The following is a 23,243-nucleotide window of genomic DNA, read 5'->3' on the forward strand; positions in this document are numbered from 1 at the left end:
CGGGATGGGCGAACAGGAGTCAGCAGAGGCCATATTAGGCTCTCTAACCAAGAGCTGAAGGGCTGAACCTGTCACGAGTGGATAGTTGACCACTCTCTGATGTGTACGAGCAGAAGCCTCCCCGGAGGGCTCTCGATAACTGTATGGCGGGCCGGAAGCCCAAAGACTGTCGAAGCGCTCAGAGCACACAGGCGAGCGAATTCAGCGGAACGAAGCTCAGCCCGATAATGGGGGACAGGAACCGCCGTGGTACGGATCCGTTTGCCCGGTGGTGTGAGAGGACGGGGGAGGCGACTCCCCCTCCTACTCGATCTTGTTTTGTACCCGGTGTGGTGGCGTTTGCTTTCGAGGGCGTTGTGCACAAGCCCGCCCTGCAAAGCAGACAGGGCGGGATAGAGGTTAGGCGATAGAGGTTATGCGTCGACTTTGCCTAGTAACAAAAACTCGATCAATGCTTTTTGAGCGTGTAGGCGGTTGCCGGCTTCCTGCCATACTACTGCCCTTGGGTCGTCCAGCAGCGTGAGGCTGATCTCTTCGCCTCGATGAGCAGGCAAGCAGTGTAAAAACAGCACGTCAGATTGGGCGGAGTCGAGCAGGGCTTCAGTTACCTGGAAGCCTGCAAAGTCGGCTTCTCGTTTTGCCTGCTCCTCTTCCTGGCCCATGGAAGCCCATACGTCAGTAGTGATTAAGTCAGCACCTTTAGCCGCTTCTTGTGGGTCGTGGAGCAGGGTGACGCAGTCACCCGCAGCGGCCATGATATCTTCGCGTGGTTCATAGCCTTCCGGGCAGCAGACCCGCAGATGAAAGCCGAACTGGCGGGCGGCGTTGATCCAGGAGTGGCACATATTATTGCCATCGCCAATCCACACCGCGGTGCGACCTTTGACGCTGCCGCGCAGCTCTGTCCAGGTCATCACATCTGCCAGCAGTTGGCAGGGGTGGTAGTCGTCGCTTAGGGCATTAATCACCGGCACGCTGCTGGCGCTGGCATAGGTTTCCAGGCCTTGGTGGGAGAAGGTGCGAATCATGACTGCATCCACCATCTCAGAGAGCACGCGAGCGGTGTCTTCGATTGGCTCGCCGCGGCCAAGCTGGGTGTCACGAGGAGAGAGGAAGAGCGCATGGCCACCAAATTGCGCCATGCTTGTTTCAAAAGAGACGCGGGTTCGGGTGGACGATTTTTCAAAAATCATCGCCAGCGTGCGGTTTGGTAGCGGTGTGTACACTGGGCCATTAGCTTTAAGATCCGTCTTGATCTTAATGGCACGCTGGATCAAATACGCCAGCTCATCTGGGGTCAAATCCAATAGGGTAAGGAAATGGCGTGTCGCCATGGACTTCTCTCCGCGCAAAAACACCATCCTAGCGATGCGGCAGGGGATGCGCAACGCGGGCGGCATGCGTAGAATGGCTGCCACGCGTTAAGGCCGAGTAGTTTGCTCGGGTATTGGTGTAATCACCAATCCATGGCATTACTAGGTCGTGGGGTTAAAGCCAGTTGACGAATTGCGTAAACTGACTTGGATCACATCACTTGTTTAGGAGCACATCATGAGCACCACTGCCGAAAATATTCAGCGTCAAATCAGCGAAAACCCGATTTTGATCTACATGAAAGGCACCCCCCAACTGCCCCAGTGCGGCTTCTCTGCACAGACAGTGCAGGCGCTGATGAGCTGCGGCGAACGTTTTGCCTTCGTCAACGTATTGGATAACCCGGATATCCGTGCTGAGCTGCCGAAAATTGCCAACTGGCCGACCTTTCCCCAGCTATGGGTAGAAGGCGAGCTGGTAGGCGGCTGCGATATTGTGATTGAAATGCATCAAAACGGTGAGCTTGAAAAGTTGGTAAAAGAAGCCGCCCAACGTGCTGGTGCCGCTGAAGGTGGCGATAACGCCTAAGCGTAACGCCTCATGCCGCTCGGCATCTGCCGGGCGGTTGGCGGGCTGCGGTGCAGCCGCTAGAATGGTGCTCTATGAAGCACCAACAATTAGCATCTACGGTTTACGATAGGTTGTTTAGCATCGACAGTCAGCCCGCCTAAGGAAGTTTTGCTCAATGAGCTATCAGGTTCTGGCCCGCAAATGGCGGCCACGTACATTCCACGAGCTCGTGGGCCAGGCCCATGTTCAACGCGCCTTGGTCAATGCCCTTGATCAGGGCCGCTTACACCACGCTTACCTGTTTACTGGCACGCGTGGCGTCGGCAAAACCACGCTGGCGCGCATTTTGGCGAAATGCCTTAACTGTACCGCTAATGGGCGCGGGGATGAGGGAATTACCTCGACACCCTGCGGTCAGTGCGATAGTTGCCAAGCCATCGATGAAGGCCGTTTTGTCGACCTGATCGAAGTCGACGCTGCTTCGCGAACCAAAGTAGAAGATACCCGCGAACTGCTCGATAACGTTCAGTACGCGCCTACCCAAGGGCGCTACAAGGTATACCTTATTGATGAGGTGCACATGCTCTCCACCAGCAGCTTTAATGCGCTGCTTAAAACGCTGGAAGAGCCGCCACCCCATGTAAAATTTCTGTTAGCGACCACCGATCCGCAGAAGCTCCCCGCCACGGTACTATCCCGCTGTTTGCAGTTTACGCTCAAGCATATGCCGCCTGAGCGGGTAGTCGAGCACTTAACTTATGTGCTGGGCGAAGAGGGGGTTGAGTATGATGAAAGCGCGTTGTGGCTGTTAGGCAAGGCTGCTGAAGGCTCCATGCGCGATGCAATGAGCCTGACTGATCAAGCCATAGCCTTTGGCCAAGGGGCTGCGCGCCATGCTGATGTAGCGGCAATGCTGGGCACGTTGGATCATCGCCATGTGCTGGCCTTGGTTGAAGCGCTAGCAGCGGTAGATGTTCAGAAGTTGCTGGCAGAAGTGGCCCAGCTAGCCGAGCAGGGGCCTGATTTTGCCGCCGTGCTAGATGAGTTAACTGCCATACTCCACCGCTTGGCCGTGGCGCAAATGGTGCCGGATGCAGTGGATAATAGCCACGGTGACCGAGCGCAAATTCAGCAGCTGGCCAGCCGTTTTACCGCTGAAGATATCCAGCTCTACTACCAGATTGGTATCCAGGGGCGTGGCGATATGGTACACGCCCCAGACTTGCGTAGTGCTCTGGAGATGACGCTGTTACGGATGCTGGCTTTCCGCCCTCAGGGCGTTCCCAAGCCACCTGCGACGCCGCTGCCGCTACGCCCTGAGCCTGCGCCGTCAGCAGATGCAACGCCAGCTCCCACAGCACCGCCAAGCGCCCCTGTGTTAGCGGAGCCAGCCGCAAAAAAGCCTGAGCCTGCACCCGCCGCTGCCGAGGCTGAGCCGCCTGAGCCTGCGGTGCAGGCAGCTCCACCAAGTGAGGCGCCCGAGGCATTAGAGCCGCAATATGATGCGCCGCCGCCCTGGTCGCTTGAAGAGGTAGAAAGCGCCGCTACGCTCTCGCCAGAGCCAGAGCCAGAGCCAGAGCCAGAGCCAGAGCCAGAGCCAGAGCCAGAGCCAGAGCCAGAGCCAGAGCCAGAGCCCACTCCATCCTTTAATGTGGCGCCTTCCTCTCTTTCGGCTAAATCGCTGGCCTCGGGAGATCTCTTAAACCACGCCGCGTGGCTGGCTTGTTTTGACGCCTTAGGTTTAGGCGGGCTGACGCGTAACTTAGCGGCACATTGCCAGTTAGAAAGCGATGATGGTGGCACTGTGGTGCTGCGGCTTGACCCCAGCCAGTCCGCCATGAAGGCCGAGGTTCATAACGTGCGCATTGAGCGAGCGCTGAAAGAGATCGGCATACCAAGAAGGGTTCAGTTCAGCGTGGCTGAACTTGACGCCACGCTGGAAACACCCCAGCAACAGGAAGAGCGTTTACAGCAAGAACGCCATGCGCAGGCTGTTGATCTGTTGCATCACGACCCCAATATTCAGAAGTTGCAGCAGGCGTTTGGGGCTACGCTAATTGAGTCAACCGTAAAACCAGCGCCAGAGCCACGTTCCTAACGGCCGACGGCTACCAACTCGCTTATTAATGATTTAGGAGAAGACCGCATGTTTAAAGGCGGAATGGGCAACATCATGAAGCAAGCCCAAGAAATGCAGGAAAAAATGCAGCGCGTTCAAGAAGAAGTGGCCAAAGCTGAAGTGCACGGCGAAGCGGGTGCGGGCATGGTAAAAATTACCATGAACGGCCGCCATGATGTCAGCGATGTCACGATCGACCCCAGCGTGCTGGAAGAAGATAAAGAGCTGCTTGAAGATTTGCTGGCGGCAGCGGTCAACGATGCTGTACGTAAAGTAGAAGCGAACTCCAAAGCGAAAATGGAAGAGGCAACAGCCGGTTTAAACCTACCGCCCGGCTTTAAGATGCCGTTCTAAACCATGCGCTTTTCTCCGCTTGTTGAGCAATTGATGGACGCGTTTCGCGTGTTGCCAGGCGTTGGGCCAAAAACGGCTCAGCGCATGGCGATGCATTTACTAGAGCGTGAACGCCCAGGTGGCCAGCGATTAGCCGCAGTGATTCAGCAGGCGATAGAGGAAGTAGGCTACTGCCAGCGCTGCCGTACGCTCACCGAAGCCGATATTTGCGCGCTGTGCGAGAGCTCTCGCCGTGATGATGCACTGTTGTGCGTGGTTGAATCGCCCGCAGACCAGCTAGCGATTGAAGAGGCTGGCGGTTTTCAAGGGCGCTATTTTGTACTGCATGGTCACCTTTCACCGCTAGATGGTATTGGCCCGGAAGCTATCGGGCTGGAGTTGCTCGAAAGCCGTGTAGCTGAAGGCAATATTCGTGAAGTCGTTCTTGCTACTAACCCTACGGTAGAGGGTGAGGCGACAGCGCATTACATTGCCTCTCAGCTTGCGCATTACGGTGTATCCTTTTCTCGTCTCGCCTATGGCGTGCCGATGGGCGGTGAGTTGGAGTATGTGGATGGCGGTACATTAAGCCGCGCTTTTAATGGTCGCCAGCCCTTTGCTAGCGATTAATGCTGATAATAAACGCAAGCGCTGATGCGGTTGTGCCAACCCGGAAGATTGCTTTGTCCTCTTCAACTTCTGCTTTGTATCAATGGATTGATAGCGCCGAGGCGTTAGACGCCGCCTGTGAACAGGTTTCCGGTGCCAGCGTTATTGCCTTAGACACCGAGTTTTTCCGCGAGAATACGTTTTTCCCCATACCGGCGCTGATTCAGTTTGCCAGTCATGAAGTGGCATATTTAGTCGACCCGTTATCAACACCCTGCACCAACGCTTTTAAAGCGCTATTGCAAAATAGCGCGGTGAAGCTGCTGCATGCCTGCAGTGAAGATTTAGAAGTCTTCCAACGCTGGGCGGGCGTGTTGCCTACGCCGCTGGTGGATACCCAGGTGGCGCAAGCCTTCTTAGGCGAAAATCCTGGCATGGGTTACCAAAAACTTGTAGAGCACTGGGTAGGCGAAACGCTTCCCAAAGAGGAGACACGCTCTAATTGGCTGGAGCGTCCGTTAACGTCTTCTCAATGTGAGTACGCCGCGCTAGACGTAATTTACTTGCTTAAAGTGTGGCAGCTTCAAGCGGAAAAACTCGACGCCTTAGGGCGGCGTGAGTGGTTGGACAGCGAGTGCGCCAGCTTGATCGAACAGGCAGGACGCAGCGTTGAAAACGACGGCCAGTGGTATACCCGCCAGCGCCAGCTTTGGCGATTGACGCCTCGCCAGCTTGAGGCCTACCGGCTAATGACGATTTGGCGCGAGGGCGAAACCCGCCGTCGAGATTTACCGCGTAATTGGCTGGTGAGCGATAAGCTGCTGTTCGTTGTGGCAGAAAAAATGCCCAAAAACCGCTATGAGCTAGTCGAGGTTGAGGGCATCAAGCCGCCGCTGGTCAAAAAAGAGGGCGATGCTCTACTGGCGCTAGTGAAGCAGGCCCAGCACTGTCCAGAAAGCGACTTACCTACGCGTTGGCCAGACCCCATGCAGCCTGCATTTAAGCGCCGTTTCAAGGCGATTAAGGGAGTGGTTGCCGAAAAAGCAGCGGCTCTTAATATTGCTCCGGAAATGTTGCTGCGTCGCCGGGATATTGAGGCGCTGGTCATGCAGCGGCTTGCACACCAGCCATTACAAGAACTGAGTGGTTGGCGCGATACCTGCTTAACGCAAGCGATTCATCAGGCGCTTGAGGAGTCATCTTTATGAGCGAAAAACTGCTATGCGAGATTTTTAAAAGCTCGCGCAAAGACGAAATGTACCTCTACGTGGATAAGCGTAAAGGAATGGAGACAGTGCCTGAGGCGCTGATGGAGACCTTTGGTAAGCCGGTTCCTGTGCTAACGATGATTCTGACCGCTGATAAGCCGCTTGCCCGCGTGAAGGCCTCCGATGTGATGGCTGCGATTGAGGAGCAAGGATTTTACCTACAAATGCCGCCTGCCAAAGAGCCCTACTTACTGGACATTCATCGCGCTCAGACGACAGATCGCTCGTGAGTTATCGGCGCATTAGCGTGGCGCAAAAGCGATGAACTTTCTTGCCCACGCATGGCTGGCTCAGCCGGGGGACGACGGCTTTCTTTACGGTAATTTGATTGCCGATGGCGTGAAAGGCAGCGACCTTTCTGCTTGGTCGCCAAGCGTTGCCTGTGGCATTCGCCACCATCGGCGAGTTGATGCCTGGGTAGACCAGCACCCTAGCGTTATGATGGCCAAGCAGCGCGCTCCTCAGGCTCAAAGACGCTATGCGGGCATTGCGCTGGATGTTGTGTGGGATCATTTTATTTCTCGCCAGCAGGAGGGGGCTGATCAACATCAGCTGATTGATCGCTGCTATCGATTACTCAGCGCGTGGCCCGCGCCACAACGTCTAGCGACGATGATGCCGGTGCTGGTTGAGCACGACTGGTTGCGCCGTTACGCTGATTTTGATTTTACATGTCGTGCGGTGGCGGGCATCGGGCAGCGCCTTTCCGGCCCCAACCGTCTGGCTGAATTAGTGCCCTGGCTGCGTGAAGACTACACTGCTTTAGAGGCGGATTTCAGCGTGTTATGGAGTGAGTGCCGGGAGGCGCTGACCAGTGATGGTAAGACAAGCTGAGATTAGCTGGCTGCTATAGCCTGCCTAACGTTAATGTTTAACCGGGGTGATTAGACGATGGAAACCGCGTTGCGCGAGCGCTTCTGGGAACGCTATTCGTTGGAAGAGCTAACGCCTCCAGAATGGGAAGCCCTGTGTGACGGCTGCGGTCAGTGCTGTTTGCTAAAGCTGCATGATGATGAGACGCAAGAGCTGGCCATTCTTAACGTAGCGTGCCGCCTGCTGGATACTCATAGCTGTCAGTGCAGCGATTATGAAAACCGCTTTGAGAGCGTGCCTGACTGCACCCAGCTGACCCCAGCGCTGGTAAAAGAGTTTACTTGGTTGCCGCAAACCTGTGGGTACCGACGAGTGGCGGAAGGTCGCAAGCTGGCAGGATGGCATCCCTTGCTAAGTAACGATGCTGAACGAGTCCATCGAAAAGGCATCAGCGTCAGAGGGTTTGCTGTGTCCCAAGATGAGGTGCCAGAAAGGCAACTCGAAGAGCATATAATTGCCGTTCTTCCTATGTCGTGATTTTCATGTTTAAGCTCCTGCCGTAGCCTTCCTTGGCGTACGTTTAGACCGCTGGCGAATGCACTGTTAGCTAGCGGTTTTCGTTTTACTGCTATCCCAAATCGTTAAAAAAGCCTCTTTAAGAGCCGAGGGTTGCGGCTGGGCAGCGGCTTTTTTGGTTGCCTGAGTGTTAGCGGGCTTCGTTGGGGTATCCCAAATGGTGGGGAACTGTTCCTGATATTTCATCGTGTTACTCCTAATGATCAGCTATATAGACGTTGGTATATAAAACTTATGGTTAGTATGCCGTAAAAATTATTTTATGGAAAGTATTTTCATAAAATAAATGGCGTAAAAAAAGCAGCGCCTTGGCGCTGCGAGTGGTTGTATCTAAGGCGTTAACGGACTCTCTGCCAGCGACACCTCTGCTAACCCTAGCGCCCACAGAATAAACGCATCCTGGCGGGCTGTATCGCGCCACGCCTTAAACCTTCCCGATGCGCCGCCGTGGCCGCTGCTCATATCGGTATGCAGCAGGATAGGCGCAGCCCCCTGCTGTGCCTGGCTCACTCGGGCGTAGAATTTGGCGGGTTCCCAGTAGCTAACGCGGGTATCGAACCAACTACCCTCAAGCCAAAGCGCTGGGTAGCGCTGCGAGCGGATGTTATCGATAGGTGAATAACTGGCGATACGTTCAGCCACGTCGGGTGCCTCAGGATTACCCCACTCGGTATACTCAGCGGTGGTGAGCGGCAGCTCTGGGTTCTGCATGGTGCGCAGTACATCCAGGAAAGGAACATCCAACACCGCCGCGCAGAAGGCCTCCGGCGCACGGTTGATGCAAGTACCCACCAGCAATCCGCCTGCACTGGCACCGCAGGCGACTATCCGCTCAGGCTGGCTGATATGGGCGGCCACAAGCGCTTCACGGGCGGCTAAAAAGTCGTGAAAGCTGTTCTCTTTATGAGCCATCTTGCCTGCTAAGTACCACGGTTCGCCGCGCTCACCGCCGCCGCGCACATGGGCCACAGCAAAGGCTACGCCGCGCTCCAGTAGCTCTAGGCGGGCAATAGAAAACCAGGGGTCCAGTGCTTCACCGTAAGCACCGTAGCCGTATAGCAGGGTGGGTAGTGGTTGGTCTGCCAAATCTGCTCGCATAACCACTGATACCGGGACTTGCTCGCCATCGTGGCAGGTGGCCCATATTCGGCGGCTGACTAGCTGCTCTGGAGCGAGACTGCCATGAACGGGCACCTGTTTTAAGAGCGTGCGTACACCGCTATCGAGGTCTAAGGCATACCAGCTCGGAGGGCGGGTAAACGACTCTTCGCGCAGGTGCAGCGTGCGTGCATTAAAGTGTGGCGAGTCTTCCAGCAGCTGTGAACAGGGCGTTTCGGGCAGCTCAATGTAGCTATCAAGCAGCGTTTGATGGTGACTATCCAGCTCCAAGCGCCGCAGCAGTACCTGCGCATCCTGATGGCTTCTCTCAGCCAGTATCAAGCCCCACTCAAACGCATCAACCCCTTCCAGTGTCGCGTCATCGCGATGCGCAATCAGCGGCTGCCAACTGGCGTTATCGCTTTCGGCGCGCATATCCAGCTGAAAGTGGGGGCCCGTCTGGTTGTGTAGGCGATAAAAGACCCCTGGCCGATGATCAATGCTGACTTCCACGCCCGGCTCGCGGGCATGCAGGCAAACGAGGGGTGTTTCGGGCTGGTCGGCAGGTAGGGCGAGAACTTCGGTGGTGTCTTTTGAGCCGCTCTCGATGATCAGCCACGCTTTAGAGCGCGTTTTACCCACGCCTACCCAAAATTCTGGGTCTGCCTCGCGTAACACCAGGGTCGGTGTCTGCATAGGGGCATGTTCTGCGAACGCGACCCATAGCCGCCATAGGCTGTCAGGGCGCTGGGTATCGTCGAAACGGGTAAACAGCAGCGTGGCGCCGTCTGCAGTTTGGTCCTCTGCCCAGCAAACGCTGGGTCCGATATCGCTAAGTAGTTGGCGCGGCGTGCCGTTAGGCAGCGCTTTTAACCAGAGTGTGAAGCGTTCATCGCCCTGGGTATCTTCGGTCCAGGCGAGCCACTGCTCATCCGGGGAGAGCGCCATATCACCCATGTCGTAGAACGGCTGCTCGGCAGCGCGCTCGCGAACGTCAAAAAAACAGCTTTTTTGCTCAGGTTGGCCATTTGGGTAACGCCACCAGCAGGGGTAATCATCCTCAGCGCCGGTCTCGCTCCAGAACGTAAAGTGGTCAAGCGCTGTCTCTAGACTTTTCACCGCCAATTCACGGCGCGCTAGGTGCGAGTGGTAAAGGGTGTCTGCGAGGGGGGAGAGCGGTGCAAACCAATCGGCATGCTGCTGGTTGGCCGCGGTAAGAAAATCGCTGACATCAGCGCTTTCGCGGTTTTCTAACCAGTGCCATTCAGGGTCATCGGCGCGATAATAGCGCGCTACGGGCGAGCCTTCGTGCATACCAGGCTGTGCTTTCATAAATTGATAGGTACCATAACGGGAAATCAACGTCGGGTGCTTCCACCCACATGAGGGGTATTATGCTGTTTGCAGACTCAATGTCACTGCTGTGGTTCAGTTATTACGGTCTTTCACTGCTGGTGCTACTAGCGGTTTACTTTGGATTGGCATTTTTGCCGCGTTTGCCTCGGCTCATCGTGACATGGGGCGTGGCGGGGGCGATGTGGATGCCTGCCAGTTATCGGCTGCCTCTGGTCGAAGAGGGCGAGTTCTATAGCGGTTGGGCACCGTCCGCTATGGTCGCTGCCGTGGGCGTTTTTGAGAACAGTGCCACTGCTCTGCGCAACGGCTTGCTCTGGTTAGTCTTAGGGATAGCCCTAGGCGCGGGGATTGGTGTAGCGCTGTGGTGGTGGCGTCGTCCTGCGCCTGTTGAAGACACGCCTGCCCGCCGCCAAGTGGAGGACCCACAGCCTACTCGCCGCCGCGAACCGGTTATCCGTTAATGCGACTGGCATCAAGGGAGTGGGCCAATGTGTGAGCTATTGGGTATGAGCGCTAATGTGCCTACCGATATCTGCTTCAGCTTTTCAGGCTTTTTACATCGCGGTGGTGGCACAGGCCCTCATCGCGATGGGTGGGGCATCGCCTTTTATGAAGAGGGCGGCTATCGCGAATTTAGAGATCCTCACCCTTCTGTGGATTCACCGATTGCGCGTTTAATTTGCGACTACCCCATCAAATCAAATGTTGTGATCAGCCATATTCGCCAAGCCAACGTAGGCGGCGTGCGATTGGCTAACACGCATCCCTTTGCTCGTGAAATGTGGGGGCGGCCCTGGTGCTATGCCCATAATGGGCAATTAAGTGATTGGCAGGAACTGCCTTTAGGGTTTTACACCCCGGTTGGCAATACCGATAGCGAACACGCGTTTTGCTGGTTAATGGGCGAGTTGCGCCGGGCGTTTCCAACGCCACCGGCTGCCCCAGAAGCGCTTTGGGAAAAGCTCCATGACCTCTGCGAGCAGCTAAGAGGGCTGGGCGTTTTTAATCTACTCCTTTCTGACGGCGTCCATCTTTATAGCTACTGCTCTACCAAACTGGCGCACATCACTCGCCGTGCGCCTTTTGGTGAAGCGGAGTTGTCAGATGCAGAGATGACGGTCAATTTTATCGAGCACACCACGCCTAACGACATTGTCTCGGTGATTGCCACCGAGCCACTGACTCAAAATGAAGCATGGCAGCGCATGGTGCCTGGGGAGTTATTGGTGTGGAGAGAGGGAGAAATTAACGCTCGATACTGTCCATAAGATAAGTCCCGGTGATGGACTATAAGCTAAAGTTGAAACGCAAGTTTCAATCGATCGTTTTACAGTGTCATAAACGTCGTATATCGTTGGCGTTTAATCTCTTTATACAACCACACCACAATAACAAGGTCGGTCTCACATCGACACGGATAGCGGAGATAGCCCATGAGTGAACACGCCAGCCCCCCCATTTTACGCGGCCCAGTGCTTGAAGGCTTGGATCAGTACAGCTCTATTACGGATGTTTTTCAGTCAGCCGTCTCGCGCTTTACCAGCAAGCCCGCTTTTACCTGCATGGGCAAGACGCTGAGCTTTTCCGACCTTGATCGTCTTTCAGCTGATTTTGCTGCGTGGCTGCAGCATGAAACCGATTTGGTGCCGGGCGACAGAATCGCCATTCAGTTGCCGAACGTTCTGCAGTTTCCTGTCGCCGTATTCGGTGCTCTGCGAGCAGGGTTAGTGGTCGTCAACACCAATCCGCTGTATACCGAGCGGGAGATGGCGCATCAGTTTAAAGACTCCAATGCCAAAGCCATTTTGATTCTGGCCAATATGGCCGACAAGCTGGAAAAAGTGCTCGATAAAACCGATATCAAGCATGTACTGGTGACTCAGCTAGGCGACCTACATGATGTGCCCAAGCGCTGGCTGATCAACGCGGTGGTGAAGCACGTCAAAAAAATGGTGCCTGCCTATTCGCTCCCAAGCGCCGTTGGTTTCCGAGACGCCCTGAAAAAAGGCGCTTCACTGAAGCACACCCCCGTCGAGCGCAATATGGATGACCTAGCGGCGCTTCAGTACACCGGCGGCACCACCGGTATGCCCAAAGGTGCCATGCTGACCCACCGCAACTTGGTGGCCAACATGCTCCAGGCGCGCTCAGCGATTGGCGAGCATCTCACGGACGGCGAAGAGCTGGTGATTGCACCGCTGCCCGTGTACCACATCTACACCTTTACCGTGAACTGCCTTTTCCTGATGGAAACCGGCAACCACTCACTGCTGATCACTAACCCCCGCGACTTGCCGAATTTCGTTAAAGAGCTGAAGGGGCTGCCGTTCACGGGGTTTATCGGCCTCAATACGCTGTTTAACGCGCTGTACAATCGGGCCGATTTCAAGCAGCTCGACTTCTCTAAGTTGAAGCTGACTATTTCAGGTGGCATGGCGTTAACCAAAGCGACTGCCCAGCGCTGGGAAGCTATTACTGGCTGCCCGATCGCCGAAGGCTATGGCCTAACGGAAACCTCGCCGATTGTCAGTTTCAACCCTAACGATGCGATCCAGCTGGGGACGATTGGTAAGCCGGTAGCGGGCACCTCGGTGAAAGTGGTTGATGTTGATGGTAACGATGTGCCGTTTGGCGAGCCGGGCGAACTTTGCGTGCAAGGCCCGCAGGTCATGAAAGGGTACTGGCAGCGTGAGGAAGAGACGCGCAACGCCATTGATGAAAACGGCTGGTTCCATACCGGCGATATTGCCGTGCTGCAGGACGATGGCTATATCAAAATCGTTGATCGTAAAAAAGACATGATTCTGGTGTCGGGCTTTAACGTTTACCCCAATGAGGTTGAAGACGTAGTAGCCGCACATCCCGATGTGCTGGAAGCGGCGGCCGTCGGTGTTGCCGATGAAAACGCGGGCGAAGCCATTAAGCTGTTTGTGGTGTCCAAAAACAGCCAGCTTGACGCTGAAACGCTGCGCGCTTGGTGCAAGAAAGAACTGACGGCTTATAAAGTGCCGAAGTACATCGAGTTCCGCGACGAGCTGCCGAAAACCAACGTCGGTAAGGTGCTGCGCCGCCAACTGCGCGACCAGGAAACAACTCATGCGCCGTAAGGGTTGAACACTCGGTCAAGCAGGCGTTAGGCGTCTCGTTCGCGAAAGCGTTACAATGGTCGGCCCACTTGCGAGTGGGCCGACGTTTATTCTGAGATGGAACCGAGCCTAACGTGACCACCGACACGCACTCATCCCGCATCGATACCCCACAAAACAACGCCCCCTCGCTTACAGCGCTCACTGAGTCGCTGAGTCACGTGATGCTGCGTGATCAAGAGCGGCTCTCGCGTAGAGTGGCGGGCCTGCGGCGTCGGCAGCGAGAAAAGAAGCCGATCGACCGCGGCTTGAGCGAGGTGGAGCGGGAAGTCGACAAAGCCAAGCAACTGCTGGCGCAGCGCGAAGCCCTACGCGTGACGCTGGATTACCCGGCAGAGCTGCCGGTGGTAGAGCGCCGTGAGGATATTCTCACGGCGATTCGTGACCACCAGGTGGTGGTTGTGGCGGGGGAAACCGGCTCGGGTAAAACCACTCAGTTGCCCAAAATGTGCCTGGAGCTTGGCCGTGGCCGAAAAGGGCTGATTGGCCATACGCAGCCACGGCGGTTGGCGGCACGAAGCGTCGCTGGGCGGCTGGCGGAAGAGTTGAGCGTGCCGCTAGGCGAGCAGGTGGGCTATCAGGTGCGCTTTAACGACCAAAGCTCGCCGAACACACTCGTTAAGCTGATGACCGACGGCATCCTGCTGGCTGAGACGCAGCACGACCCGCTGCTGCTACGCTACGATACGCTGATTATCGACGAAGCTCACGAGCGTAGCCTCAACATTGATTTCTTGCTGGGCTATCTCAAGCGGCTACTGCCCAAGCGCCCTGATTTGAAAGTCATCATCACCTCCGCAACGATCGACGTAGAGCGCTTTGCGGCCCATTTCGGCTCGCCTAACACGCCTGCGCCGGTGGTCGAGGTGTCAGGCCGCACGTTCCCGGTAGATGTCCACTACCGCCCGCTGGTGCGCAGCGAAGAGGACGAGGATGACCGCACTCTGCAGGAGGGGATTTTGCATGCCGTGCGTGAGATCGAAACAATCGAGCGTGAAAAAGGCTGGCTGCATGGCCCCCGCGATGTGCTGGTGTTTCTACCCGGCGAGCGGGAAATCCGTGAAACCGCCGATACCTTACGCCGCGCGGATTTAAAGGGCACCGAGATTCTGCCGCTGTATGCACGGCTCTCTAATGAGGAGCAGAACCGTGTGTTTGCTCCCCACCGGGGGCGTCGCATCGTACTGGCAACTAACGTGGCTGAAACGTCGCTCACCGTGCCGGGAATTCGCTATGTTATCGACCCTGGCCTTGTACGCATTAGCCGCTACAGCTACCGGGCGAAAATCCAGCGGCTGCCCATTGAGCCGGTCAGTCAGGCAAGCGCCAATCAGCGTAAGGGCCGCTGTGGGCGGATTGCGGAAGGCGTGTGTATTCGTCTTTACGACGAAGAGGATTTCCTGTCACGTCCCGCGTTTACCGACCCGGAGATTCAGCGCACCAACTTAGCATCGGTCATTCTTTCAATGCTGGCGCTCAAGCTCGGCAATATTGAAGACTTCCCCTTTGTTGATCCGCCCGATGGCCGCTTTGTCAAAGATGGCTTCCGGCTGCTATTTGAACTGGGCGCAGTAAATGATAAGCAACAGCTTAGCGCCCTGGGGCGTAAGCTGGCGAAACTACCCATTGACCCGCGTTTGGCCCGTATGGTGTTGGCCGGTGCAGAGCGAGGCAGTCTGCGGGACGTGCTGGTCGTGGTCTCTGCGCTGGCGATTCAAGACCCTCGTGACCGGCCCGCTGACAAGCGCCAAGCCGCTGACCAAGCTCACCAGCGCTGGCACGACCCAGACTCCGATTTCGTTGCGCTGCTAAATTTATGGCATGGCATCGAGAATGCTCGTGAAGCGTTATCGGGCAACCAACTGCGCCGCTGGTGCCGTGACCACTACATTAACTACCTGCGCATGCGCGAGTGGCACGATACGTTCCGCCAGTTGCGCCAATTGCTGCGGGATATGGACATCGAGGTACCTGCGCCGCTGCCTCGTGATGAGAACGAGAGCGAAGAGCAGGCCAAGCAGGCAAGGCGAAAAACATCGGGCAAGCTGCATCAGGCGCTGCTGTCTGGCCTGCTCTCCAATTTGGGTACGCTGCTTGAGAACCGAGAGTACCTCGGCGCGCGTAACCGCAAGTTCATGATTCACCCTGGCTCTGGGCTGGCGAAAAAAACACCCAAATGGGTCATGGCCTTTGAGCTGATCGAAACCACCAAGCTGTTTGCGCGCACTGTTGCCAAGATCGACCCGCAGTGGATCGAGCCCCAAGCGCAGCATCTGGTGAAAAGTAGCTATAGCGAACCCCATTGGGAAATGAAGCGTGCTCAGGTCGTGGCGTTTGAACAGGTCACTCTGTTTGGCCTGCCGATTGTGGCGCGCCGTCGTGTCCATTACGGGCCTATTGCGCCCCAGGAGTCGCGGGAGCTGTTTATTCGTCGGGCGCTGGTGGAAGGCGAGTTCCAAACCAAAGGAGAATTCTTCACCCATAATCGTGCGCTGATCGAAGAGGTAGAGGCGCTAGAAGATCGTGCCCGCCGACGGGATATCTTGGTGGACGAAGAGACGCTGTTCGCCTTCTACGATGAGCGGATACCCACCGATATCGTTAACGGCAAGGGCTTTGAACACTGGCGCAAGCAGGCCGAGCGCCAAGATCCCACGCTGCTGAAGTTTGATATCGATGCGCTAAAAGCTCGGGATGCCCACGACGTTACTCAGGCGCAATACCCGGATCATTTAACGCTGTCTGGTGTAGCGTATCCGGTCAGCTACCACTTTGACCCGGACGCCGACGATGATGGTGTGACCCTGACCGTCCCTGCGGCCATGCTGCCTCAGCTGCCTGTTCACGCGTTAACGTGGTTAGTGCCAGGGCTGCTGCGCGAAAAGTGCATTGCACTGCTGAAATCGCTGCCGAAAAGTATTCGCCGCCAAGTGGTGCCCATCCCCGACTGGGTCGATGCCGCGCTGGAGACTCTCGTGCCTGATGAGCGGCCGCTCACCGAAGCGCTGGGGGAATTTATCCGTCGCCGCACCGCCACTCGCGTTCACTCAGATGATTGGCGTCTTGATCTGCTGCCGCCGCATCTCATTATGAACGTGCGGGTCGTTGATCATGCGGGTAAAACGTTAGGCCAAGGACGCGATGTGCGTGCGCTGGAGCGACGTTTCGAAGAGGCGGCGAGTGCAGGTGCTCAGGCGCTAGCCGATCAGGCAAGCCAAGCGCCCGCTCTGGATGAGTTGCCGGAGTCGCCGCTGCCAGAGTCGCGGGTAACGACTCAGGCTGGTATCCGAGTAGAAGCCTACCCGGCACTTATGGCCGAGGCCCATAGCTTTAAAGTGGCGCTTTTTGATCATCCCGCGAAGGCTGCGGCGGTTCACCAGGAAGGCGTGGCCCGCTTGGCCATTGCCAAGCGGCCGGAACAGGTGAAAGCCATCAAGCGCTTACCTGGCGTGGAAAAGTGCGCTCTACTCTTTGCTAAAGTGGGTAGTAAACAAGCATTAGTGGATGATTTGCTGCTGGCGGTCTTCACGCAGGTGGTGGCAACACATCCGCTGCCACGCTCTGCCAATGAGCTCACCGAGCGGCTTAAGGCAACCGAAAGTGAGCTGATTCCTTATGCAGCATCGCTGCTGACACGCATTGAAGAGGCGCTTAAAGGGCATCTGGCGGTGACCAAAGTGCTTAAAGGGAAGCTTAACTTTGCCCTCGCGCTCGTTTACAGCGATGTAAGCGCGCAGATGCAGCGCTTGGTTTATCCTGGCTTTATTCGCGACGCAGGGGAGTGGCTTAGCGAATATCCGCGCTATACCGAAGCGGCTCTCATCCGCCTCGATAAAGCGGCCCGTGAACGCGGCCGTGACCAAATGATGATGCAGGATGTCCAAGCCCTAGAGGCACGTTTTGATGCGCGGCGAAAAAGCGAGCGCAGAGGTGCCGCTGAAGACCCTGAATTGGTCTCATTTGGCTGGTGGATACAGGAGTTGCGAGTATCGCTATTCGCCCAGCAGCTGGGCACTCAGATGCCGGTATCCGTGAAGCGCTTGGAAAAGCGTTGGGAAGAGATTACCAGCGTTTAATGCTAAACGAGCAAGCGCTTAGGCTTAGATAGAGCGGGGTGGACAACCTCGCCATACGCTATTTTACTGACGGTTTCGGCTATTTGCCTTGAGGCCGTAATAAGGAGACAGGCATGACCAATGTAGTGATCACCGGTACAGGACTCTATACACCGGAAAACGCCATTGATAACGCGGCGTTGGTCGCTGCTTTTAACGCGTGGGTTGATCTCCATAACGCCCAGCATGCGGATGCCATCGCGCGTGGAGAGCAAGAAGCACTGGCTTATTCCAGCAGTGAATTTATTGAGAAAGCCTCGGGAATTAAAAGTCGCTATGTACTCGATGCCCAAGGAATCCTTGACCCTGAGCGTATGCGGCCTAAACTGCCTCAACGTCATAACGATGAACCGTCTATTCAGTGTGAGATGGCGACTCAGGCCGCGCGCCAGGCGCTAGAAACGGCCCAGGTTGATGCCGCTGATATTGAGCTGGTGATTGTGGCCTGTTCAAACCTAGAGCGTGCCTATCCGGCGGTCGCGGTAGAAGTACAGCAGGCCCTGGGAACAACGGGTTATGGCTTTGATATGAACGTGGCCTGCAGTTCAGCCACCTTTGCCTTGGAAACGGCGGCGAACGCGATTGCATCAGGTAGCGTTAAACGTGCGCTGATTGTGAATCCTGAAATTTGTTCTGCCCATTTGAATTTTAGAGACCGTGACAGCCACTTTATTTTCGGCGATGCTTGTACGGCTATGGTACTAGAAAATAGCGATGTTGCCGTGGCCGATGAGCGCTATGAAATTCTGGGAACGCGACTGGTGACGAAGTTTTCCAATGCGATTCGCAATAACGCGGGCTTTTTAAATCGCGTGACCGATAGCGATCCGCAGGCGTTAGATAAGCTGTTCGTTCAGGAAGGGCGCCGCGTTTTTAAAGAGGTGTGCCCTATGGTCGCTAAGCTTATCACTGACCATCTCGCTTCATTAGAGCTGTCGGGGGCGGATTTAACGCGGATGTGGTTACATCAGGCCAACCGCCATATGAACGATTTGATTGCACGTAAAGTGCTGGGTGAAGAACCCAGCGAAGCACAGGCACCGATTATTTTAGATCGCTATGCGAATACCAGCTCAGCGGGTTCGATTATCGCTTTCCACCTTCACCGTGAGGCACTGTCGGAAGGGGATATCGGCGTTATTTGCTCGTTTGGGGCGGGGTACAGTGCAGGCAGTGTGGTGCTACGTCGCCAGTAATAGGCCGATGATGCCTATCACCGGTTATGTTAGGAATAGCGTTCTATGTTGAAAGAGGAAATCGCATGCTGAGGCTGTTGGCACCGCAAAAAGAGGGTCTAAGCACATGGCAGAAGCTGTTGCCTATCGTGTTGCTAGCCACGTTAAGCATGGGAGGGTGTGCCAGTACGGGGTCTTCTCAAGAGGGGGACGCTGCACAAGAGCGTGTAACGGCAGACCCGCAGGACCCTTGGGAGGGCTTCAACAGGCGTGTGTTCGCGTTTAATGATGTGCTGGACCGCTACGCCCTCAAGCCCGTTGCACGAGGGTATAAGGCAGTCACTCCCGAGCCGGTGCAAACTGGGGTTGGCAACTTTTTCTCCAACTTAGGCGAAGTGCGTACCGCGCTCAATAGCCTGCTGCAGGGCAAACCCGCCAACGCGGGTTTAGCAACATCACGATTCTTGATCAACTCGACGGTGGGTATTGGCGGCTTGCTTGACTATGCCACGCTCATGGAAATTACCGCGGATAAAGAAGATTTTGGTCAAACCATGGCCGTGTGGGGCTGGGAGGACTCGCGCTATTTAGTGTTACCTCTGCTAGGCCCGCGCACGCTCAGGGATGCCTCTGGCTTGCCAGCCGATTTCGCTGCGAATCCCATTACATATATGGACGATCATCAGCTACGTGCAGGCCTGACGGCACTCGATATTATTCACTTTCGCGCGGGCTTGTTAGACCAAGAGTCGTTGATTTCGGGGGATCGCTACCGGTTTGTCCGCGATGCCTATTTGCAGCGCCGCCAGTTTGAGGTGAATGACGGTGTGCTTGGCGAAGACCCGTTTGCCACAGATGATTTTGATTTCGACGATACCGACTTCGGTGACGACGATTTCGCCGATTGAGGCCCAACATGGATCACGCTAAGCAGTTGATCGCGGTAATCGATGAGCCCGGCCCCGAGCGCGATGCGCTGGCTGAGGCGATTACCTGCGACGGCATGTGGGTGTTTGCTGCAGAGAACATTGACCATCTGCCTAGCGGTACGGCGCTGATTGTGGCCCATGCCCGGGCAGTGCCGCGTCAGCAGTGGTCTCAGTTGACTCACCGGTTGCCAACCCTGGTCGTCAGCGACTCTCGTCAGGATGCTGACTTGATTAAGGCCATTGATGTGGGGTTGGTGGACTACATCGTTCATCCGCTGCGACATACCGAACTGCTGCGCCGAATGATTCGTAAGGCGATTGAGCTTCACGCCTTAGCCCAAGAGCGTGATCGTGATCGTGAACGTCTCGCTGAACTCAATGAGAGCCTTGAAACTCACCTAGCGCTACTGCGGATGGACCAGCAAAGCGGGGGGCATATTCAGCGGCGTTTGTTGCCAGCGCATCCTAAAGTGATCAACGGCGTTTATTACGACTACTGGTTTGCGCCGTCGCTTTATTTGTCGGGGGATTTTCTCGACTATCAGCTTTATAACGACCGTTTTAGCGCGTTCTATTTTGCCGATGTCTCTGGGCATGGAGCGTCGTCGGCCTTTGTCACGGTGCTGCTGAAGTATTTGTGCAACCGATGGTTAAGCGAGTGGGATGGCCAAGCGCCAGAGCGGCTGCCGCCTGATTGGTTAGCGGCGATGAATCGTGAGCTTCAGGATACCAACATTGGTAAGCATGCCACGTTATTCGTCGGTGTTATTGACCATGAAGCGCATACTCTTCACTATTCGCTCGGCGCACAGCTACCGATGCCGCTGTTGGCGGCTGACGGTAAGCTGGAGCGCTTAACCGGGGAGGGAATGCCGGTAGGCCTTTTCCCAGATGTGGAGTATCCTGCGCTTAGCTGTGCTTTACCGGCCAACTTTCGTTTGTGGCTGTGTTCAGACGGTGTATTGGAATGCTTGCCGGGTAAAACGCTCGACACGCGGCTCACGGAACTTGAGCAACTCGTTAGCGAAAGTGTCACGCTTGAGCAGTTGCGCGACCGGCTAGCCAAAACCAATTCGCTTTTGATAGAGGGCGATGAGGGTGATGAGGCGAACCAGGACCGCGATGCTTTACCCGATGACCTGACAATCATGATGGTGAGCGGATTTGGTCATGCTGATTGAAGAGGGCCGCATTAAAGCGGCGTTCAACTCTGGTGTTTTTGTGTTAAAGCTCTGTGGCGATGTGCGGTTAACGCTATGTGCTACGCTAGATACCCAAGCGCAACGTCTTGCTGAAACCCCTGGCCTTCAGGCGGTGATGATTGACCTGCGCGAAGCGACCAATGTCGACTCAACGGCGCTGGGTTTTCTGGCCAAAGTAGCCATGGCGGTTAAAGGGCGGCTGGAACAGCCTCCGACGATTATTGCCGATAACCCTGATGTACGGCAAATGCTGGACGTCATGGGTTTTGCGCGTTTTTTTACCTTGATGGAAGCGCCTCTGCAGCCTAGTGCAACACTTAACTCTTCTATGCAAGACCTGCCCGCTGAGCCTGCCGATGAAGAAGGCTTGCGTACGCGTATTCTCGAGGCGCATCGCATTTTAATGCATATGAACGAGCATAATCGCGAACAGTTTCAGCCGCTGGTAGAGATGCTTGAAGCGCAATCTACAGTGGCACATAAATAAAACACCCTCTTACCTAGTCGATAAGAGGGTGTGATGGATATGCTACCCAAACTGGCTGGAAGCAATTAGCTCTGCCGTAGTTTGCCAAGTAGCTCTTCAAGCTTGCGCTGGTCGGCCATGAATTTACGAATGCCTTCAGCCAGCTTGTCAGACGCCATTTCATCTTCGTTCATTTGCCAACGAAAATCTGCTTGGGCTAGCGCCTGCTCTGCTGAGCTGCTGGCACCCATGGGCGTTAGCTGGCGGGGAAGGTCGCCCTGTAGTTCATCTAACTCGTTAAGCAGCGCAGGGGATATAGTGAGGCGGTCACAACCTGCCAAGGCTTGTATTTCGCCTACGTTACGGAAGCTGGCTCCCATCACAATCGTTGGATAGCCGTGACCCTTGTAGTAGTCATAAATACGCTTAACCGATTGTACGCCAGGGTCATTGGCGCCGCTGAAGTCAGCTTCCGGCGAGCGCGCTTTGTGCCAGTCGAGAATACGGCCCACAAACGGTGAAATCAGCGTAGCGCCAGCATCGGCACATGCCTGTGCCTGAGCAAAGCCGAATAGCAAGGTCAGGTTGGTGCGAATGCCATCGCGCTCAAGCTGGCGGGCTGCCTGAATGCCTTCCCAGGTGGACGCCATTTTAATCAAAATACGTCCGGGGCCGACACCATGCTGGGCATAGCGTTCAATTAGCGAGTGCGCTTTGGCAACGGTGGCGTCGCGGTCAAACGAGAGGCGGGCGCTCACTTCTGTCGACACATAGCCCGGCACTAGCTTGCTAATCTCGCTGCCAATATCCACCGCGACACGGTCTACCGCGTCGTCAAGATCGGTGCTCTCTTTGGCGATGCTGGCCAAGCGAGCGCGGCGCTCTTCCTGCTGGGCAGCTTGAAGGATGAGAGAGGGGTTGGTAGTTGCATCCTGGGGCTGGAAGCGACGAATAGCCTCAAGGTCGCCCGTATCAGCAACCACGGTGGTCATTTCTTTTAATTGGCTTAATAGGCTAGTGGCCATGCAATGCTCCTTGGTTGTCCTGTGGGGTACTTTAGCAAGGGCCGCGCGTGGCGAACAGACACCGACAAATGAATTGAAATCGATTATGATTAGCGGCCTACCTTTTCGGCGGCACGCGCCGCTTTTTTTATGCCCATTTTAAGGAGGCTTATGGAACTTAATCCTCGTCGGGTGGCTTGGTTGGTGGCCGCCAACACAGCGCTTGCGCCTTTCGCGATTGATGCCTATCTGCCTGCCATCGGCATACTGGCTGAGAGTATTAATGCCAGCATTCACCATACTGAACTCTCGATCAGTATGTTTTTGTTTGGATTTGCATTGGGTCAGCTTTGCTTTGGGCCGCTCTCGGATCGGTTAGGTCGTAAACCGGTACTGTTGAGCGGACTGGTAGTCTTTATGCTGGCCAGCCTAATGATTACCACTGCCGATAGCTTAACGTCGCTATTGGTTTGGCGCTTTATTCAAGCGTTAGGGGGCGGCGCCTGTGTGGTGAACTCGGCTGCCATCGTACGTGACTGTTTCAGCGGGCGTGAGGCGGCTAAGGTGATGTCCACCATGGCCATGATCATGATGCTAGCCCCACTGGTGGCACCGGCGGTGGGTAGTTTGTTGCTGCACATTGCTGGCTGGTGGCTGATCTTCGTCTTCCTGGCTGTGTATGCTGGTTTTCTATTCTGGTTGTTAGGTACCCGGCTACCCGAAACCCGTGATATCAACTTGCCCGCGGCCTCGCCCCGTCAAGTGATTCGCAACTATGCAAGCGTGCTGCGTCATAAAGAGGGTATCCCGCCTTATTCATGAGACCGGCCTGAAAACGAAGATAGCGGATGGTATCCTCTTGAAAATTCAGTGTGTTCCGCCAAGAACCTGATCCAAGGGAGCCATCCGCTATGGGTGAAAGCCTATCCACCTGGACGCCCTCGTGCAACGGCTCTGTCCGTGTCGAGCTGAGCGGCCACCGCACCACCAGCGACAGCGGCGCTTTGTTGCTGCGCGAAGCCCTCGACAGTAGCGGCGTGATCGAGGCGCTCGGCGACAACCTGGTCGATGCGCGTCATCCGCTGCGCATTCGCCACTCGCTGACCAGCCAGATACGCACTCTGGTGCTGCAGCGGGCGATGGGCTGGAT

At 55.8% G+C, this 23,243-nt stretch carries 21 protein-coding genes and 1 pseudogene; 18 read left to right on the forward strand and 4 right to left on the reverse strand.

Going from position 1 to position 23,243, the window contains the following annotated elements; all coding sequences use genetic code 11:
* Positions 1 to 413: 413 nt before the first annotated feature.
* On the reverse strand, positions 414 to 1,334 hold the full coding sequence (argF, locus tag BMY49_RS14220; RefSeq protein ID WP_074210769.1) for an ornithine carbamoyltransferase: 921 nt from the start codon (positions 1,332 to 1,334) through the stop codon (positions 414 to 416).
* A gap of 217 nt (positions 1,335 to 1,551) precedes the next feature.
* Here argF and grxD point away from each other — a divergent pair, with 217 nt between their 5' ends.
* The 8 genes from grxD (at position 1,552) to BMY49_RS14260 (ending at position 7,563) form a co-directional block, all read left to right on the forward strand.
* The gene (gene grxD, locus BMY49_RS14225) at positions 1,552 to 1,902 is read left to right on the forward strand and encodes a Grx4 family monothiol glutaredoxin (protein ID WP_044630132.1); all 351 of its coding nucleotides are present in this window, start codon (positions 1,552 to 1,554) and stop codon (positions 1,900 to 1,902) included.
* A gap of 157 nt (positions 1,903 to 2,059) precedes the next feature.
* Complete coding sequence (gene dnaX / locus BMY49_RS14230; protein WP_089675882.1) at positions 2,060 to 3,982, forward strand: DNA polymerase III subunit gamma/tau; 1,923 nt, start codon at positions 2,060 to 2,062, stop codon at positions 3,980 to 3,982.
* Between the two features lie 48 nt (positions 3,983 to 4,030).
* A complete protein-coding gene (locus BMY49_RS14235) occupies positions 4,031 to 4,357 on the forward strand; it encodes a YbaB/EbfC family nucleoid-associated protein (protein ID WP_044630130.1) in 327 nt (108 codons plus the stop codon).
* Positions 4,358 to 4,360: 3 nt separating this feature from the next.
* A complete protein-coding gene (recR, locus tag BMY49_RS14240; RefSeq protein ID WP_044630129.1) occupies positions 4,361 to 4,966 on the forward strand; it encodes a recombination mediator RecR in 606 nt (201 codons plus the stop codon).
* Positions 4,967 to 5,019: 53 nt separating this feature from the next.
* Positions 5,020 to 6,153 carry a ribonuclease D gene (gene rnd / locus BMY49_RS14245; protein ID WP_062359172.1) on the forward strand — a complete coding sequence of 378 codons (1,134 nt, stop codon included), beginning with the start codon at positions 5,020 to 5,022 and terminating at the stop codon, positions 6,151 to 6,153.
* Positions 6,150 to 6,443 carry a YcgL domain-containing protein gene (locus BMY49_RS14250; protein WP_058576298.1) on the forward strand — a complete coding sequence of 98 codons (294 nt, stop codon included), beginning with the start codon at positions 6,150 to 6,152 and terminating at the stop codon, positions 6,441 to 6,443. The genes rnd and BMY49_RS14250 overlap by 4 nt, the downstream gene beginning before the upstream one ends.
* A gap of 31 nt (positions 6,444 to 6,474) precedes the next feature.
* On the forward strand, positions 6,475 to 7,047 hold the full coding sequence (locus BMY49_RS14255; protein WP_054641338.1) for an acyl carrier protein phosphodiesterase: 573 nt from the start codon (positions 6,475 to 6,477) through the stop codon (positions 7,045 to 7,047).
* A gap of 57 nt (positions 7,048 to 7,104) precedes the next feature.
* Complete coding sequence (locus BMY49_RS14260) at positions 7,105 to 7,563, forward strand: YcgN family cysteine cluster protein (protein ID WP_044630126.1); 459 nt, start codon at positions 7,105 to 7,107, stop codon at positions 7,561 to 7,563.
* 66 nt (positions 7,564 to 7,629) lie between these two features.
* Here the strand turns inward: BMY49_RS14260 and BMY49_RS17470 are convergent, their stop codons facing one another.
* Both BMY49_RS17470 and BMY49_RS14265 read right to left on the reverse strand, forming a co-directional pair.
* Positions 7,630 to 7,788: a hypothetical protein gene (locus BMY49_RS17470; RefSeq protein WP_167359381.1), complete on the reverse strand. Its 159-nt coding sequence runs from the start codon at positions 7,786 to 7,788 to the stop codon at positions 7,630 to 7,632.
* Positions 7,789 to 7,932: 144 nt separating this feature from the next.
* A complete protein-coding gene (locus BMY49_RS14265) occupies positions 7,933 to 10,032 on the reverse strand; it encodes a S9 family peptidase (protein ID WP_089675883.1) in 2,100 nt (699 codons plus the stop codon).
* Between the two features lie 62 nt (positions 10,033 to 10,094).
* Here BMY49_RS14265 and BMY49_RS14270 point away from each other — a divergent pair, with 62 nt between their 5' ends.
* The 8 genes from BMY49_RS14270 to BMY49_RS14305 all read left to right on the forward strand — a co-directional run bounded on the left by BMY49_RS14270 (position 10,095) and on the right by BMY49_RS14305 (position 21,110).
* Entirely contained in the window at positions 10,095 to 10,517 is a 423-nt protein-coding gene (locus tag BMY49_RS14270) for a hypothetical protein (protein WP_044630124.1), read from the forward strand.
* A 27-nt stretch (positions 10,518 to 10,544) separates the two neighbouring features.
* The gene (locus tag BMY49_RS14275; protein ID WP_089675884.1) at positions 10,545 to 11,324 is read left to right on the forward strand and encodes a class II glutamine amidotransferase; all 780 of its coding nucleotides are present in this window, start codon (positions 10,545 to 10,547) and stop codon (positions 11,322 to 11,324) included.
* 165 nt (positions 11,325 to 11,489) lie between these two features.
* Complete coding sequence (locus BMY49_RS14280; RefSeq protein ID WP_089675885.1) at positions 11,490 to 13,163, forward strand: AMP-binding protein; 1,674 nt, start codon at positions 11,490 to 11,492, stop codon at positions 13,161 to 13,163.
* Between the two features lie 203 nt (positions 13,164 to 13,366).
* A complete protein-coding gene (gene hrpA, locus BMY49_RS14285) occupies positions 13,367 to 17,278 on the forward strand; it encodes an ATP-dependent RNA helicase HrpA (RefSeq protein ID WP_244154978.1) in 3,912 nt (1,303 codons plus the stop codon).
* Positions 17,279 to 17,391: 113 nt separating this feature from the next.
* A complete protein-coding gene (locus BMY49_RS14290) occupies positions 17,392 to 18,513 on the forward strand; it encodes a beta-ketoacyl-ACP synthase III (RefSeq protein ID WP_089675887.1) in 1,122 nt (373 codons plus the stop codon).
* A 65-nt stretch (positions 18,514 to 18,578) separates the two neighbouring features.
* Complete coding sequence (locus BMY49_RS14295) at positions 18,579 to 19,400, forward strand: MlaA family lipoprotein (protein WP_089675888.1); 822 nt, start codon at positions 18,579 to 18,581, stop codon at positions 19,398 to 19,400.
* A gap of 8 nt (positions 19,401 to 19,408) precedes the next feature.
* Positions 19,409 to 20,602 (forward strand): PP2C family protein-serine/threonine phosphatase, encoded by a 1,194-nt coding sequence (locus BMY49_RS14300; protein WP_089675889.1) that lies wholly within the window; start codon positions 19,409 to 19,411, stop codon positions 20,600 to 20,602.
* Complete coding sequence (locus BMY49_RS14305; protein ID WP_044630117.1) at positions 20,592 to 21,110, forward strand: STAS domain-containing protein; 519 nt, start codon at positions 20,592 to 20,594, stop codon at positions 21,108 to 21,110. The genes BMY49_RS14300 and BMY49_RS14305 overlap by 11 nt, the downstream gene beginning before the upstream one ends.
* Positions 21,111 to 21,175: 65 nt before the next feature.
* On the opposite strand, the gene tal is transcribed toward BMY49_RS14305, so the two are convergent.
* A complete protein-coding gene (gene tal / locus BMY49_RS14310) occupies positions 21,176 to 22,114 on the reverse strand; it encodes a transaldolase (protein ID WP_089675890.1) in 939 nt (312 codons plus the stop codon).
* 150 nt (positions 22,115 to 22,264) lie between these two features.
* Between tal and BMY49_RS14315 the strand changes: the two are divergent.
* Positions 22,265 to 22,900: pseudogene (locus tag BMY49_RS14315) on the forward strand (MFS transporter); the annotation flags it as partial.
* A gap of 65 nt (positions 22,901 to 22,965) precedes the next feature.
* On the forward strand, positions 22,966 to 23,243 hold a 278-nt coding region (locus BMY49_RS14320), incomplete at its 3' end, for a transposase (protein WP_208596208.1).

Source organism: Vreelandella aquamarina, from assembly GCF_900110265.1.
In the GTDB taxonomy this organism is placed as follows: domain Bacteria; phylum Pseudomonadota; class Gammaproteobacteria; order Pseudomonadales; family Halomonadaceae; genus Vreelandella; species Vreelandella aquamarina.